This window comes from Aeromonas caviae (genome assembly GCF_000819785.1).
In the GTDB taxonomy this organism is placed as follows: Bacteria; Pseudomonadota; Gammaproteobacteria; order Enterobacterales; family Aeromonadaceae; genus Aeromonas; species Aeromonas caviae.
Map to the genome: position 1 here is coordinate 133,597 of NZ_CDBK01000014.1, position 13,871 is coordinate 147,467.

Genomic DNA, 13,871 nt, shown 5'->3' on the forward strand with positions numbered 1-13,871 from the left:
TGAAATCGTTGTGGCTATATGAGGATGGGCATCGGCTGTTTCAAGACGATGACCATCCGGTTCGTTACTCTTCGTCGTTCAGATAAGGATCGGCGAAGCCCAGTTCCTGCATGATGTCGCGCTCGAGCTGCTCCATCTCCTCGGCTTCCTCGTCCTCGATATGGTCATAACCTAGCAGATGCAGACTGCCATGCACAACCATGTGAGCCCAGTGGGCCATCAGGGGCTTGCCCTGTTCGACGGCTTCGGCCTCGACCACCTGGCGGCAGATCACCAGATCCCCGAGCAGGGGCAGCTCGAGACCCGGCGGCGCCTCGAAGGGGAAGGAGAGCACGTTGGTGGGCTTGTCCTTGCCGCGATAGGTGTGGTTGAGCTCGCGGCTCTCCGCCTCGTCCACCAGGCGCACCGTCACCTCGGCCTCGGGCTGGAAGCCCAGAATGGTGCCGTCGAGCCAGCCTTGCAGCTGGGCCTCGGTCGGCAGGCCGTCCGGGCTGGCGCAGGCCAGTTGCAGATCCAGGGTCACGCTCATTGGGCACTCTCTTTGCTGGTGTTCTCGTTGCGGGGAGTGGCTGCGCTCTTCTCGGCCGCCTGCTGGGCATCGAATGCCTCGTAGGCCTGCACGATGCGGGCCACCACGGGATGGCGCACCACGTCCTTGGACTCGAAGAAGTTGAAGGAGAGGCCATCGACCCCCTGCAACACCTCCAGGGCGTGGCGCAGACCGGATTTGGTGCTGCGAGGCAAGTCCACCTGGGTGATGTCGCCGGTCACCACCGCCTTGGAGTTGAAGCCGATGCGGGTCAGGAACATCTTCATCTGTTCCGTGGTGGTGTTCTGGGCCTCGTCCAGGATGATAAAGGCGTCATTCAAGGTTCTGCCTCGCATGTAGGCAAGCGGTGCAACCTCGATGACGTTGCGCTCCATCAGCTTCTCCACCCGCTCGAAGCCCAGCATCTCGAACAGGGCGTCGTAGAGGGGGCGCAGGTAGGGGTCCACCTTCTGGGAAAGATCGCCGGGCAGAAAGCCGAGCTTCTCACCGGCTTCCACCGCCGGGCGGGTCAGCAGGATGCGGCGGATCTCCTGGCGCTCCAGGGCATCCACGGCGGCGGCCACGGCGAGATAGGTCTTGCCGGTCCCGGCGGGCCCGATGCCGAAGCTGATGTCGTGGCGCACGATATTGGCGATGTACTGGGCCTGGTTCGGGCTGCGGGGCTTGATGAGACCGCGCTTGGTCTTGACCGTGACCTCCTTGCCGTAGGGCAGGGAAGGGGCGGGGTCGTCGTCCTGCTCCAGCACGCGGGACTCCTGCACCGCCAGGTGCACCATCTCGGGGGTGATGTCGCTCACCTTGCTCCCCTTGAGGGGCTGGGTTTCCACATAGAGGTGCTTGAGGATGACGGCAGCCGCCTCCACCTGGGCCTGCTTGCCGATCACTTGGAAGTGGTTGTCCCGGTAGCTTATCTCGATGCCGAGACGTCGCTCCAGCTGCTTGAGGTTGTCGTCAAAGGGTCCGCACAGGCTGGCGAGGCGCTGGTTGTCGGCGGGTTCAAGGTGCAGATTCAGGGTGGAGATGTGTCGGCTCAAGGTGTCCTCTTATCGGTTGTTCCCCCGCCAGGGGGCGGGGGAGAGAGTCATCAATGGGGTCTGAAGGCCGCAACGCCCAGATCATCGGGCACGTTGTCAGGACGACGGGCGAGGATCTCGCTCGGGGCCGTGGCGATGCGCAGGTTCATTTCGTCCTCGCCGCGGATGAAGCGGCCGCGCAGGGAGTAGGGGCGTACGTCGGTGATCTCCACGTCGGCGAAGCCGCCGATGAGGCGGTGCGGCCCCTCGAAGTTGACCACCCGGTTGTTCTCGGTGCGGCCACTGAGCTGCATGGGATCCATCTTGGAGGGCCCCTCCACCAGGATGCGCTGCACCGAGCCCAGCATGGCGCGGCCGATGAGCATGGACTGGTGATTGATGCGGTTTTGCAGTCGAGTCAGGCGGGCCTTCTTCACCTCCATGTCGACGTCATCGGGCAGGTCCGCGGCCGGGGTACCGGGGCGCGGGCTGTAGATGAAGCTGAAGCTCATGTCGAAGTTGATCTCCTCGATGAGTTTCATGGTGGCCTCGAAGTCTTCGTCCGTCTCGTTCGGGAAGCCGACGATAAAGTCGGAGCTCATGGTGATGTCGGGACGCACGGCGCGCAGGCGGCGGATCTTGGACTTGTACTCCAGCACGGTGTGCGGGCGCTTCATCATGGTCAGGATGCGATCCGAGCCGCTCTGGATGGGCAAGTGCAGGAAGCTGACCACCTCGGGGGTATCACGATAGACCTCGATGATGTCGTCGGTGAACTCGACCGGGTGGCTGGTGGTGTAGCGAATGCGGTCGATGCCGTCGATGGCAGCCACCAGGCGCAGCAGTTCGGCGAAGGTGCAGACCTCCCCGTCGAAGGTCGGCCCCCGGTAGGCGTTGACGTTCTGGCCGAGCAGGTTCACTTCGCGCACCCCTTGCTGGGCGAGCTGGGCGATTTCATAGAGCACGTCATCCAGTGGCCGGCTCACCTCCTCGCCACGGGTGTAGGGCACCACGCAGAAGGAGCAGTACTTGGAGCAGCCTTCCATGATGGAAACGAAGGCGGTCGCCCCCTCGGCACGGGGTTCGGGCAGGTTGTCGAACTTCTCGATTTCGGGGAAGGCGATGTCCACCTGGGCACCGCGCCCCTCCTGCACCTGCTTGATCATGGTCGGCAGGCGGTGCAGGGTCTGGGGTCCGAAGACGATGTCCACATAGGGCGCCCGGCTGCGCAGGTTCTCCCCTTCCTGGGAGGCGACGCAGCCGCCCACCCCGATCACCAGCCCCGGTTTTTTCGCCTTGAGCTTCTTCCAGCGACCGAGCTGGTGGAACACCTTCTCCTGGGCCTTCTCGCGGATGGAACAGGTGTTGAGCAGCAGCACATCTGCCTCTTCCGGCTCCTCGGTAAGCGTGTAGCCATTGCTGGCATCCAGCAGGTCCGCCATCTTGGACGAGTCGTACTCGTTCATCTGGCAGCCCCAGGTCTTGATATGAAGTTTCTTGCTCATTGCTTCTCGTGACTGGTTTTGAAATCGGCAGGGTCAAAGGACCGGCCATTTTACTCCGCAATCCCGGTGCTGACCAGTCTGGGGCCGCCCGTCGCCATCAGGGCCGGCTTGTCGTCGGCAATTGCGCATCCCCCTCACTGTTTCTGCCGCCTCCTTGCGTTATCATGCCCCATTCGGTTCGGCCCTTGCCCCTTATCGCGGGGGACTCCTTGCAGGAATCAAGTTATGGAACAGTGTGATATCGCCATCGTCGGCGCCGGCATGGTGGGCGCCGCCACCGCCTGCCTGCTGGCGGCAGAGGGGCTCTCGGTTCGGGTCATCGAGACCCGGTTGCCCGAGCCCTATGCCCCCGAGCAGTCGCTGGATCTGCGGGTTTCCGCCATCAGTCAGGCCTCGGTGGCGCTGCTGACCCGGGCCGGTGCCTGGCAATATCTGCAGCAGATGCGGCTGTGCCCCTACCGTCGGCTGGAGACCTGGGAGCTGGACGGCTTCGCTACCCGCTTCGACGCGGTGGATCTCGGGCTGCCCCAGCTCGGCTACATCATCGAGAACCGGCTGATCCAGCTCGCACTGCTGAAAAGGATGGAGGATTTCCCGACCATCCAGACCCATACCCCGGCGGCGGTGACGAGTCTGCGCCAGAGTGCGGATGACGCCGTGCTGACTCTGGATGACGGCACCGAGCTGCAGGCGCGCTGGGTGCTGGCCTGCGATGGTGCCGAATCCCACACCCGGCGATTGGCCGGTATCGGGGTGTCGCGTTTCGAGTACCGCCAGCACTGCATGCTGATCAACATCGACACCGATTTTGCCCAGGAAGACATCACCTGGCAGCAGTTCACCCCGAGCGGCCCGCGGGCCTTCCTGCCGCTGCCGGGCCGCCATGGCTCCCTGGTCTGGTATGACAGCCCGGCCCGCATCCGGGCGCTGGCCGCCATGAGCAACGAGGCCCTGGCCGTCGAGGTGCGCCGCCACTTCCCGAGCCGCCTTGGCGGTTTCACCGTGACGGCCAAGGGGAGCTTCCCCCTGGTGCGCCGCCACGCCAACGACTATCACGCCGGGCGAGTGGTGCTGCTCGGGGATGCGGCCCACACCATCAACCCGCTGGCGGGGCAGGGGGTGAACCTCGGTTTCAAGGACGTGGCCTGCTGGGCCGGGTTGCTCGGCAAGGCGGGGGCACAGTGGCACGAGCTGGCGCTGGCCGGGCGTTACGAGGGGCGACGCCGCCCTGACAACCTGCTGATGCAGTCGGGGATGGATCTCTTCTACGGGGTCTTCAGCAACGAGATAGGCCCCCTCAGGCTTGCCCGCAACCTGGCGCTGAATCTGGCGGACAAGGCGGGCCCCCTCAAGGAGATGGCGCTACGCTATGCGCTTGGGCTGGTATGAGGCAGTGCGTGGCACTGCCAGGTGCCAATCGGGTGGCATATCAATCCGTGTGATGGTGCCAGCCAGTTTTTTATATGGCCGCGAGGAGTGATCCTGGCGGCGCAGGGGAAAAACGGCCTCAGGCAAGGGGGGGCACACCATGAACAAGGCATTGCTGGTGATCGATTTCATCAACGACATCGCCCACCCGGACGGGCGCATCGCCGCCTCGGCGGCCCAGGTGATCGAGCAGGACGCCATTGCGCACGCCAACCAAGCGCTGGCTCATGCCCGCGCTCACGGCTGGCTGGTGGTGCTCATCAAGGTGGGGTTTGACGAGGGCTATCTGCTGCAACCCAAGGGCTCCCCCATGTTTGGCCGTGCCCGGCAGTTCGGGGCCCTCTCCCTGGCCGACAGCGGCACCGACTTTCACCCGGAGCTCGATGTGCAACCCGGGGATCTGGTGCTGACCAAACCCAGAGTCAGCCCCTTCTACGGCACGGCGCTGGAGCCTGCGCTACGGGCCAATCGCATCGAGCATCTCTATGTGTGCGGCGTGAGCACCAGCTGGGCCATTCAGGGGGCGGTGCGAGATGGCCACGATCGGGACTACGCCATCACCATCCTGGAAGATGCCTGCGCGGCGGCGGATGCCGCAGAACATCAGGCTTCCCTGCGCATGCTCGGTCGCATTGCCGAGATCATCAAGGTCGCGGAGCTGGCGGAACGGGACTGAGCCCGGCCATCCTCTCCTGCAGGCATCTCATGCATCTCATGCATCTCATGCGGGCTCGGGGTGCGTTTCTCTCACCATGGCGAGGAAGCGATCCCGAATGGGATCGGCAAATTCCGGGTTCCACACCAGGCTGATTTCCCATTCCGACCAGGGGCCGGAGAGAGGGTAGAGGGTCACCTCCTTGCCCGCGATGAACCCTACGCTGCGCGGCAGGATGGCGTTGCCGATACCGGCGGCCACCAGGGCGACCAGGGTCTGGATGTCTTCCGCCTCCTGGATGAGACCGGTCAGCCGGTTGGCGCCGAGAAAGCGGGCGATCTGCTGGCTGAGACCCGGACAGCGATGGCCCACCATCTGCAGCAAGGGATCGCGGATCAGCGCCCGCTCCAGGTCGAAGTCCGACCCTGCCACCTGGGTGGGGACGGCCAGCACCAGTCTGTCCGTCAGCAACCTGTGTTCCCTCAGCTGCGGCGCATCAGGCCGTCGCATGAAGCCCAGTTGCAGCCGACCCGCCAGCAAGTGCTCCTGCTGGATGGCGGAGGTGGTGTCCCGCAGGTGGACCAGCACGTCGGGGGCCTGCTGTTTGAAACGGGCCACCAGGGAGGGGGCCAGTGCGAAGCTGGAGAGCCCGAACCCGATGTTGAGGCGTCCGGCGGCACCGCTTGCCAGCGCCAGGGCATGCTGCTCGAATCCCTTGCCGTGATCCACCAGAGCCATGGCCTGGGGCAGCAACTGGAGGCCGATGGCGGTCAGCTCGGCCCCGTGGCGGCCCCGGTTGAACAGGGTGCTGCCGAGGGCCTGCTCCAGCCCCTGGATCTGCTTGGTCAGGGCCGGTTGCGTCACAAAAAGCCGGCTGGCCGCCTCCCGGTAGTTGGCACTCTCGGCCAGCATGACGAAGGCCTGCAATTGTCTCAGGTCGAATCTCATTCCATTTGGTTATCCAATGTGGCGATTTATTGATTATAAATTATCTAATCTCCTTGTTCTAATGGTCTCGAAACGGGCCTGCTTGCCCGCTGTTCAGCCACAAGGAGTCATGTTATGTCGAGCGAACGCTATCTGTTTTTGATCAAGGGGAGCCTGGTGATGGCTCAGCCGCTGGCCGCACCGGAGACCGGGGAGCTGCTGACCAGTCTGTTGCAGCAGGGGTTCGTCGTCGCCCCCTTGCCGGTGTGGGCCAGCAATGCGGAGCAGGCGCTCGCCTGTTACGAGGCCGCTGCCCAGCGGCAGGTCTTCGCCGATGCGCTGGCGGGGAGAGCCCTGTGAGCGCGGTGCGCGTGAAGGCCGCGGCCCTGCTGCTGGACATGGACGGGACCCTGGTCCACTCCACCGGCGACGTGGAAGTCGTGTGGCGGCGCTGGTGTCAGCACCATGGGCTGGATCCCGCTCCCGTGCTCGCCATGTGTCACGGCGTGCGCTCACGGGAGGTGATAGGGGCCCTGGCTCCCCAGTTGGACATGGCGGTGGAGGTGGCCCTGCTCGACGATCTGGAGATGGCATACGCTGCGGCGCCGATACCTCTGGACGGTGCCCGGCGACGGCTCGAACAGCTGCCGTCGACGCGCTGGGCGCTGGTGACTTCCGCAAGCCGGAGGGTGGCAGAGCACCGGCTGCTGCACGCCGGATTGCCGCTGCCCCGACTCCTGGTGTGTGCCGGTGATGTGGTACGGGGCAAGCCGGATCCCGAGCCTTATTTGCTGGCTTCCAGCCGGTTGGGACTGGCTCCGGCCGATTGCCTGGTGTTCGAGGATGCACCAGCGGGCATCGCCAGCGCCCTGCAGGCGGGTTGCCAGGTGGTGCAGATGGGGGGAACAAGGCGGTATGACGACAGGCTCAAGGGCTGGCTGCGGGACTGGCGCGGGATCGAGATCGAGGTGGCACCAGACGGGCTCCATCTTCATCTGCCCGCCCCGCTGCCGGCAGAGGCCGGATGATGACGACAAGGGGCATGCCATTCAGGCGCCGCAAGATTGCCCGATGCTGGGGGAAGCCTGCTCGGCCGAATAGCGTTCCACCCGGTTGCGGCCATTGTGCTTGGCCAGATAGAGCGCCTGATCGGCGCGAGAGAGCAGCTCGTCCAGATTGAAGGGGCCCTCTTTCTGGGAGGCGATACCGATGCTGACTGTGATGCAGACGGCGGGCTCGGCTCCCTTTTCTTCCCCTGGCTGCGCGACGATTTTTCGCAGCCGCTCGGCAACTGCCATTGCCTGCTCCTCGCTGAGGCCGGGCCAGATGGCCACGAACTCCTCTCCCCCCAGGCGACAGAAGAGATCCCCCGGTCGAAGCTGGTCGCGCACACGGGCCGCGAAGCTGCTCAACTGGTTGTCACCCTCTTCGTGACCGTGACGATCATTGATGCGTTTGAAATGATCGATGTCCAGCATGCAGATCGCCACAGGGTAGCGCTGCACCGTGAGGTACTGGAGCAGTTCGTTGGCGGCCGACCAGAAGCCGGCCCGGTTCAGCGCACCGGTCAGGTGATCGTGGTGGGCCAGGTGTTTCATCTCCCGCAGCAGGCTGTTGCGGGCCGCCATGATGCTGGCGGCGGTCAGGGGGGTGAGAGCGATCAACATGACCCCTATCCGGACGGAGAACATCCAGTACTGGGTCTGGACATCGTGATTGATGACGAGGTGGCCGTTTGAGAGGGCGATCAGGATCAGGGTGCTGTAACTCAGGGTCAGCAGGCTGGTGGCGAAGACGGAGTAGGTGACGGCGCACCAGAGCAGCGCCGGTACCGGGAAGGCGATGGATCCCGGCCCCTCGACGAGCAGGGTGAGCAGCAGGGAGGCCACCAGGCTCAGCAGCGGCATCAATCTGGCCCAGGAGAACTCGGTGCGGTAAAGGAGGGTGCGCCAGGGGGGCACGCTGTCATGGGGAGGCAGTGTCAGGAGCACCGGCAGTATGGTCATGTAGTTCACCAGCTCGCTGGCAAACCAGAAGCCCAGCCCGTAGAGCGGGGGGCCCAGAGACAGGATGGGATTGATGATGGCGCCGACCACGCCGGCGGCGAGGGAGGCGGCCAGAGTGTTTCGCAGCAGGAGCACGAGGGAGGTGGGGCGCCTGAGGAGCTTGTCGGCAGGCGCGAGCCGATGCATCAGCAGATACCCGACGCCGATGCCGGCCAGGTTGCCGCAGGTCAGCAGGATGGTTTTGAACAGGGGCTCGCCGGTGAAGAGGGCGGCGAGAAAAAAGCCCAGTATGCCGCCGGCCCAGCCCGCCGGGGTGGCCAGGCGTGGATAGCGCACCATGCAGCCGAGCAGGACCGCATTGGCAGGCCAGAAGGCCGCCAGCAGGTTGGGGGGGCGGGTGAAGATGCCGATCAGCGAGAACAGCAGTACCAGGGCGGCGACACACAACAGAGCGGACAAGGGCGTCAATGTGCATGAGGTACGTTGGCGTGCGATGTCCCCCATGGGGACCTCCTGACAAGAGAGCGTTTGTTCAGAGTATGGCTGGCACGTGACAAGGGTGAACGAGGGGGAGAGAAGAAAACGCCCCCTGTTGGAGGGGGCGTGAAGGCTTACTTGAAGACCCGGAAACGCACGTCGTCGTCAATGAAGGTCTTGTCGCCGGCAGGTTGCTCTATGCTGCCAAAAGGCATCTGGGCACGGAGCAGCCAGCTGGCGGGCAGGTCCCACTCCTTGCGCACCGCATCGTCGATGAGCGGGTTGTAGTGTTGCAGGGAGGCGCCGATGCCCTCCTGGGCCAGGGTGGTCCAGACCGCGAACTGGGCGATCCCGGTGGCATGTTCGGACCAGATGGGGAAGTTGTCGGCATAGAGAGCGAATTTCTGCTGAAGATCCTCGATGACGGCGGTGTCTTCGAAGAAGAGCACGGTGCCAGCCCCGGCGCGGAAGCTGCCGTTGATCTTGGCTTCACTCTGGGGATAGGCCTCCGGCGGCACTATCTTCTTGAGCTCCGCCTTGACGATGTCCCACAGCTTGTGGTGCTGCTCGCCGAACAGGATGACGGCGCGGGAACTCTGGGAGTTGAACGAAGAGGGGCTGTGCTTGACGGCATCCTTGATGAGGGCGGTCAGCTGGGCCTCAGAGTGGGTCACCCGGTTGCCCAGGGCATAGATGGTACGACGTGCTTTGATCTGTTCGATAAACGGACTGCTCATAACATCTCCTTGGTTGATGAATCATCACCGCCAGCGTTGCCGACAAAGGTCATCTGGCTCCGATTTCTCGAGTCATCGACTATATCACCTTGCGGGCAATAAACCGTCAACGAGGAGTAATGACTGTTTCTACTTTTTATGGATATTCACATGACGGATGTGAATATGGCCGTGAGACACCTTGATATCTTTTTTATCATTAGTAGTGGATGTTAATGACTTCAATCAATATCTTTTTCAGATTTTTAATCTATAAAATTCATAAAATATGACATTTTATAGAGGGTGGCATGACGGCGGCGCTGATCAAGGAACGCTATTACATACTGACTCCGCTGTCGTTTCTCCTGGGAGGGCTGGTGCTGATCGCCACCCTGTTGCTGGCGGCAGCCAGCTACCTGAGCAGCATCGACAAGACGGTGGCGGGTTATGGTCACATGCTGGCCGCCCTCGACGCCACCCTGTTCCAGGACATGGCGCAGGACAATCGCCGCCAGCTTGGCGTGCTGGAGGCGTCCCTGGACAAGCAGGCCATCGCTGCCGGGGCATCGGCCATCAATCCCATCTGGGCCATTGCCCATCAGTTCAAGTACGACGCCCACTTCCTCTATTTTTACAATGCGCGCACCCATCGGCTCGACGGCTATCCCGACTGGCAGCAACCGGAGGGCTACCGGGCACAGGCGCGGCCTTGGTACCAGACCCTGTCCGGCGAGGGCGATGATCTCGTCTGGTTCGGTCCCTACCCGGAGTTCGATTCGGCCCGGCAGGTACTGACTCTCATCAAGCGGGTCAAGGATGATGAGGGGCAACTGCTTGGGCTGCTGATGGTGGACATGTCGTTCAGCGCCTTGCAGGGGGCGTTGCACCGGGCAGTGGGTGAGGATCCGGTGGCCCTCTACATCACCGAGCGCAAGGGGGGCAAGCTGGTGGTGGGGCACAATTTGTCGCTGTTGCCGCCCCGTCTCGAGCGGGAGACGCAGGCGGCCGGCCTGGACGGGTTCTGGGAAGGACGCCACCTGCAACACGCTCTGGAGGGGATGGAGTGGGATCTCAACGTCTATCTCCCCCCCTCCCATTTTCATGAAAACCTGCAAGACACCCTGCTGATGGTGGTGCTGCCCGCCCTGGCATTGCTCTGCATCTGGCTGTGCAGCCTGTGGTTTCTGGTGCGGATCTTTCGTCAGGAGCAGGCGCTGGTGCAGGGCTCGCTCAGCGGCCTCATCCGGGATGAGGCGCGAAAGGAGATCCAGCGGCGTCAGCGAACCTGGTTCGTGCACGGCAGCCTGGGAGAGATAGAACAGGTGCGAAACAGCCTGCTGCAAGGGCAGGATGCCCTGCTCCACGACCCTCTCACCGGCATCCTGAACCGGCGAGCCTTCGATCAGCAGCGGGCGGGGCTGGAGCAGGCGGGGAGGCCCTACTGGCTGGTGCTGTTCGATGTGGACAACTTCAAGCGCGTCAACGACAGCTGGGGACACGGTGTGGGGGATGCGGTGCTGTTTCGGGTAGCCACCATCATGGCGAGAACCCTGGGGGATGAGCGGGTCTATCGCATCGGGGGCGATGAATTTGCGGCCTTGCTGCCCTGGGAGCAGGCGGAGGTGGAATGTCGCCTGACCCACCTGCTCGGTCGGGTGAAGGCCCTGAAATGGCGGGAGTTCGCCGACGCCATCACCCTGAGCGCCGGCGGCGCGCGCTATCCGGATGATGCCCTGACGCTGCTCGAGCGGGCGGATGCCTGCCTGTACGAGAGCAAGCACCAGGGGCGGGATTGCTGGCATCTGGCGGCGTCGTCGCCCGTTGACGGGGAGGTTGTGACAGTATCTGTCTGACGGTGATCGCTGCAAAAAAGGGCCTTTAGGCCGGGAAAAGGGTCATGACGGGGATGATTTCTCGTGTGACCTTTTTTTTTGATGTGGTTTCAGGTGGTTAGCCTGCTTTCTTGCATCGTGTCGCGAACCGGAGACAGGGAGGGCTGGCCGTGAGGTGCCCCTTGCGGCAGTGGCGCAGGTCAGGGGGCTTTGTATAGTGCAGGGAAAAATAATCAATCATCAGGTTTGACAGGAGTACCCCATGAAAATGAAACCGTTTGGCATGAGCGCACTGGCGCTGCTGGGGGCGTTGCTGTTGGGCACAGGACAGGTGCAGGCATCCGAGACCCTCAATACCATTCTCGGCGGCGGAGCCGGCGGGGTGGCGGGCACCATGATCGGCAAGGAGCTGGGTGGCGACACCGGCGCCCTGGTGGGGGCCGCCCTGGGGGGCGCGGCCGGTGGTGCGGCCACGGCCAATAGGGGCAACAAGAACGAAGCGGCGCTCGGCGGCGCCGTCGGTGCCCTAGGCGGGGCAGCCATCGGCAAGAGCGTCGGTGGCAGCACGGGCCAGCTGATCGGCGCCGGTATCGGTGGTGCCGGTGGTTCCGCCATCGGAGCCAGGACCGGGGATGGTCACGAGAGCCGCGGCGATCGCTATTACGATGACAGGCGCTATCACAAGCACCACAAGAAACACAAAAAGCACCGCAAGCACAGATGGCATGACGACTGATGCCGCGGCAAGCTGATCGACAAAAAGGGGCCTTTGGCCCCTTTTTTTGAGCCCGCTGCCGGCCCGTAAGGGGCGGCGAGCGGCCTCTTACACCAGCCTGTGCTGGCGCCTGCCAAGGGAGAAGGCGTTGATGTTGTCGATGAGCTGATCCGCGAGGCGCTGCATCGACTCTTCGCTGGCCCAGGCCACGTGGGGAGTCAGGATGAAATTGGGGTAACGCAGGGCCTGCATCAGGGGGTGATCCGGAGGCGGCGGCTCGACGCTTGCCACATCGAAGCCGGCGCCCCCCAGACGGCCGTTGCCGAGGGCTTCGAGCAGCGCCTGCTCGTCCACCAGGCCGCCACGGCCCACGTTGATGAGCAGGGCACCCGGTTTCATCAGGGCCAACTCCCGCTCCCCGATGAGATGGCGGGTGTAGGGGGTGAGCGGGCAGTGCAGGCTGATCACATCCGAACTTTGCAGCAGGGCATCCAGGGGCAGCCTGTCGTCATCCCCCGGGGAGCCGACCTGGCTCTGGGCATAGTAAACCTCCATCCCGATGGCGCTTGCCCGCTGTCCCAGCGCCTGTCCCAGGGTTCCCTTGCCGATGATCCCGAGGCGCTTGCCATGCAGATCCGTGATGGGGTGGTCGAAGAAGCAGAACTGGCCGCTTTGTTGCCAGCGCCCCTCCAGCAGGGACTGGCGCCAGGCGAACAGGTTGCGCGACAGGGCGAGCATCAGGGCCATGGCGTGCTCGGGGACGGAAGGGCCCGAGTAGTTGCGGATATTGCACACGGCGACATTGGCGGCGCGGCACGCCTCCAGATCCAGGTTGTCGCTGCCGGTGGCGGCCAGGGCGATCAGGCGCAGTTCGGGAAGCTGGGCCAGTTCATCGGCCCCGATGCGCACCTTGTTGATGATGGCGATGCTGGCGCACTTGAGCCGCTCCACCACCTGATCCGGCGCCGTGGTCGGGTAGCTTTGCCAGTGATGGGGAAAATCGGGGCGGCGCAGATTGATGCCGGTGTCCAGGGTGTCGCTGTCGAGAAACACGATTTGCTGCATGAAGCCTCCTGCCGTTGGTTCGGACATGATGCCAAACATGGAGGGCGGCTGACCAGCGCGGTGGCATCGGGCCAAGTCCGATGGGGAAGGTAAAGGCGGGGGCTGTGCCTCGGAGGGCCTCAGATCCAGCCCAGGTGCGTCAGCCAGCCCTGGATGCGCCCCGGCGTCTCCTCCAGATCCATCAGGGCATAGGGGCGGTAGTTGAGCTTGTGGCTGCGGCGGCTCTCGCTTCTGCGGGCTTCGGCCGCCAGCAGGGGCCAGCGTCCTCCCTCCTCCTGATAGAGATCCAGGGTAGGGATGCTGCCCTGGGCTATCTGCTTGGCGAGGGTCTGGTTGCTCAGCTGGTTGGGGAAGAAGCCGTCGAGCAGCACCAGGGCATCGGGGGCGGGCAACTGTTCGCTGGCGATGAGGTTGGCGGCCCAGGCGGCGCTGGTACCCTGGGCCAGCAGCAGCTTGAAGCCCCCCTCCTGCAGCTTGGCATCCCCCAGCTTGCTGATGCGGGAGGCAAACTGCTTGCGAAAATCGTCGATGACCTGCTGTTTCTTCTCGGCGGCGGGGTCGAGCTCGGTCTGCTGCGGCGAGGGGAGCAGCAGCAGGGTATCGAAACCGAGGCGCCCCAGCTCCCGGGTCAGTTGCCACAGCTGGCCGCTGCGCTGCCAGTCGGGCAGCAGGATGACCAGACCCACGTAGTTGTCGCTGTCGTGCTTGGCAAACAGTACCTGTTGCCTGTCCACTCTGGTGCTGTCGGGTATCCCCTGCCAGTCGCTGCTCTGCCAGTAGTCGGGGGGAACCAGGGGGGCTGGATCCGGGGCGGCGCCTGACGGTGCCTGCCCGGCGCCGTGGGCGGTAAAAGCAAGCAGGGTCAGCAGCAGATAGGGGCGAAATGTCATGGGGGATCCTCCAGCACTCCCTCATAGCGGCCTCGCCGGGGGTTTCTTTAGGGCAAGGGGGCACATCGGCATCGGCGGTGGCGAAGAGG

General features: G+C 63.9%; 14 protein-coding genes. 6 read left to right on the plus strand and 8 right to left on the minus strand.

Annotated features, from left to right (window positions below; all coding sequences use genetic code 11):
* Nucleotides 1-64: 64 nt before the first annotated feature.
* From ybeY to miaB, 3 genes are read right to left on the minus strand one after another with little or no spacing between them, the layout of a single operon-like run.
* Nucleotides 65-529, minus strand: coding sequence for an rRNA maturation RNase YbeY (gene ybeY, locus BN1120_RS01970; protein WP_039041101.1), 465 nt, complete (start codon nucleotides 527-529; stop codon nucleotides 65-67).
* On the minus strand, nucleotides 526-1,584 hold the full coding sequence (locus BN1120_RS01975; protein WP_041212533.1) for a PhoH family protein: 1,059 nt from the start codon (nucleotides 1,582-1,584) through the stop codon (nucleotides 526-528). The genes ybeY and BN1120_RS01975 overlap by 4 nt, the downstream gene beginning before the upstream one ends.
* 50 nt (nucleotides 1,585-1,634) lie before the next feature.
* Complete coding sequence (gene miaB, locus BN1120_RS01980) at nucleotides 1,635-3,068, minus strand: tRNA (N6-isopentenyl adenosine(37)-C2)-methylthiotransferase MiaB (protein ID WP_010673772.1); 1,434 nt, start codon at nucleotides 3,066-3,068, stop codon at nucleotides 1,635-1,637.
* A gap of 225 nt (nucleotides 3,069-3,293) precedes the next feature.
* Here miaB and BN1120_RS01985 point away from each other — a divergent pair, with 225 nt between their 5' ends.
* Nucleotides 3,294-4,457 carry an FAD-dependent monooxygenase gene (locus BN1120_RS01985; protein ID WP_010673773.1) on the plus strand — a complete coding sequence of 388 codons (1,164 nt, stop codon included), beginning with the start codon at nucleotides 3,294-3,296 and terminating at the stop codon, nucleotides 4,455-4,457.
* A 139-nt stretch (nucleotides 4,458-4,596) separates the two neighbouring features.
* A complete protein-coding gene (locus tag BN1120_RS01990) occupies nucleotides 4,597-5,172 on the plus strand; it encodes a cysteine hydrolase family protein (RefSeq protein ID WP_042014506.1) in 576 nt (191 codons plus the stop codon).
* Between the two features lie 45 nt (nucleotides 5,173-5,217).
* Here the strand turns inward: BN1120_RS01990 and BN1120_RS01995 are convergent, their stop codons facing one another.
* On the minus strand, nucleotides 5,218-6,099 hold the full coding sequence (locus BN1120_RS01995; protein ID WP_042014507.1) for a LysR family transcriptional regulator: 882 nt from the start codon (nucleotides 6,097-6,099) through the stop codon (nucleotides 5,218-5,220).
* 114 nt (nucleotides 6,100-6,213) lie between these two features.
* On the opposite strand from BN1120_RS01995, the gene BN1120_RS02000 reads away from it, so the two are divergent.
* Both BN1120_RS02000 and BN1120_RS02005 read left to right on the plus strand, forming a co-directional pair.
* The gene (locus tag BN1120_RS02000) at nucleotides 6,214-6,438 is read left to right on the plus strand and encodes a hypothetical protein (RefSeq protein ID WP_010673776.1); all 225 of its coding nucleotides are present in this window, start codon (nucleotides 6,214-6,216) and stop codon (nucleotides 6,436-6,438) included.
* Nucleotides 6,435-7,106 carry an HAD-IA family hydrolase gene (locus BN1120_RS02005; protein WP_042014508.1) on the plus strand — a complete coding sequence of 224 codons (672 nt, stop codon included), beginning with the start codon at nucleotides 6,435-6,437 and terminating at the stop codon, nucleotides 7,104-7,106. The genes BN1120_RS02000 and BN1120_RS02005 overlap by 4 nt, the downstream gene beginning before the upstream one ends.
* Before the next feature lie 21 nt (nucleotides 7,107-7,127).
* Here the strand turns inward: BN1120_RS02005 and BN1120_RS02010 are convergent, their stop codons facing one another.
* Both BN1120_RS02010 and BN1120_RS02015 read right to left on the minus strand, forming a co-directional pair.
* A complete protein-coding gene (locus BN1120_RS02010) occupies nucleotides 7,128-8,588 on the minus strand; it encodes a sensor domain-containing diguanylate cyclase (protein ID WP_042014509.1) in 1,461 nt (486 codons plus the stop codon).
* 107 nt (nucleotides 8,589-8,695) lie between these two features.
* Nucleotides 8,696-9,298, minus strand: coding sequence for a nitroreductase family protein (locus tag BN1120_RS02015; RefSeq protein ID WP_010673779.1), 603 nt, complete (start codon nucleotides 9,296-9,298; stop codon nucleotides 8,696-8,698).
* 290 nt (nucleotides 9,299-9,588) lie between these two features.
* On the opposite strand from BN1120_RS02015, the gene BN1120_RS02020 reads away from it, so the two are divergent.
* Nucleotides 9,589-11,133: a sensor domain-containing diguanylate cyclase gene (locus BN1120_RS02020; RefSeq protein WP_042014512.1), complete on the plus strand. Its 1,545-nt coding sequence runs from the start codon at nucleotides 9,589-9,591 to the stop codon at nucleotides 11,131-11,133.
* 241 nt (nucleotides 11,134-11,374) lie between these two features.
* Entirely contained in the window at nucleotides 11,375-11,848 is a 474-nt protein-coding gene (locus BN1120_RS02025) for a YMGG-like glycine zipper-containing protein (RefSeq protein ID WP_039041096.1), read from the plus strand.
* A gap of 87 nt (nucleotides 11,849-11,935) precedes the next feature.
* Here BN1120_RS02025 and BN1120_RS02030 read toward each other — a convergent pair whose 3' ends face one another.
* Together BN1120_RS02030 and BN1120_RS02035 are read right to left on the minus strand one after the other, a co-directional pair.
* Nucleotides 11,936-12,892, minus strand: coding sequence for a D-2-hydroxyacid dehydrogenase (locus tag BN1120_RS02030; RefSeq protein ID WP_039041095.1), 957 nt, complete (start codon nucleotides 12,890-12,892; stop codon nucleotides 11,936-11,938).
* Between the two features lie 119 nt (nucleotides 12,893-13,011).
* Nucleotides 13,012-13,782: a DUF3530 family protein gene (locus tag BN1120_RS02035; protein ID WP_042014515.1), complete on the minus strand. Its 771-nt coding sequence runs from the start codon at nucleotides 13,780-13,782 to the stop codon at nucleotides 13,012-13,014.
* Nucleotides 13,783-13,871: the final 89 nt, after the last annotated feature.

Bases quoted from the DNA above. Each gene is read 5' to 3' on its own strand.
- ybeY (WP_039041101.1), bottom strand. From the start codon at position 529: ATGAGCGTGACCCTGGATCTGCAACTGGCCTGCGCCAGCCCGGACGGC.
- miaB (WP_010673772.1), bottom strand. From the start codon at position 3,068: ATGAGCAAGAAACTTCATATCAAGACCTGGGGCTGCCAGATGAACGAG.
- BN1120_RS01985 (WP_010673773.1), top strand. From the start codon at position 3,294: ATGGAACAGTGTGATATCGCCATCGTCGGCGCCGGCATGGTGGGCGCC.
- BN1120_RS01990 (WP_042014506.1), top strand. From the start codon at position 4,597: ATGAACAAGGCATTGCTGGTGATCGATTTCATCAACGACATCGCCCAC.
- BN1120_RS01995 (WP_042014507.1), bottom strand. From the start codon at position 6,099: ATGAGATTCGACCTGAGACAATTGCAGGCCTTCGTCATGCTGGCCGAG.
- BN1120_RS02000 (WP_010673776.1), top strand. From the start codon at position 6,214: ATGTCGAGCGAACGCTATCTGTTTTTGATCAAGGGGAGCCTGGTGATG.
- BN1120_RS02010 (WP_042014509.1), bottom strand. From the start codon at position 8,588: ATGGGGGACATCGCACGCCAACGTACCTCATGCACATTGACGCCCTTG.
- BN1120_RS02015 (WP_010673779.1), bottom strand. From the start codon at position 9,298: ATGAGCAGTCCGTTTATCGAACAGATCAAAGCACGTCGTACCATCTAT.
- BN1120_RS02020 (WP_042014512.1), top strand. From the start codon at position 9,589: ATGACGGCGGCGCTGATCAAGGAACGCTATTACATACTGACTCCGCTG.
- BN1120_RS02025 (WP_039041096.1), top strand. From the start codon at position 11,375: ATGAAAATGAAACCGTTTGGCATGAGCGCACTGGCGCTGCTGGGGGCG.
- BN1120_RS02030 (WP_039041095.1), bottom strand. From the start codon at position 12,892: ATGCAGCAAATCGTGTTTCTCGACAGCGACACCCTGGACACCGGCATC.
- BN1120_RS02035 (WP_042014515.1), bottom strand. From the start codon at position 13,782: ATGACATTTCGCCCCTATCTGCTGCTGACCCTGCTTGCTTTTACCGCC.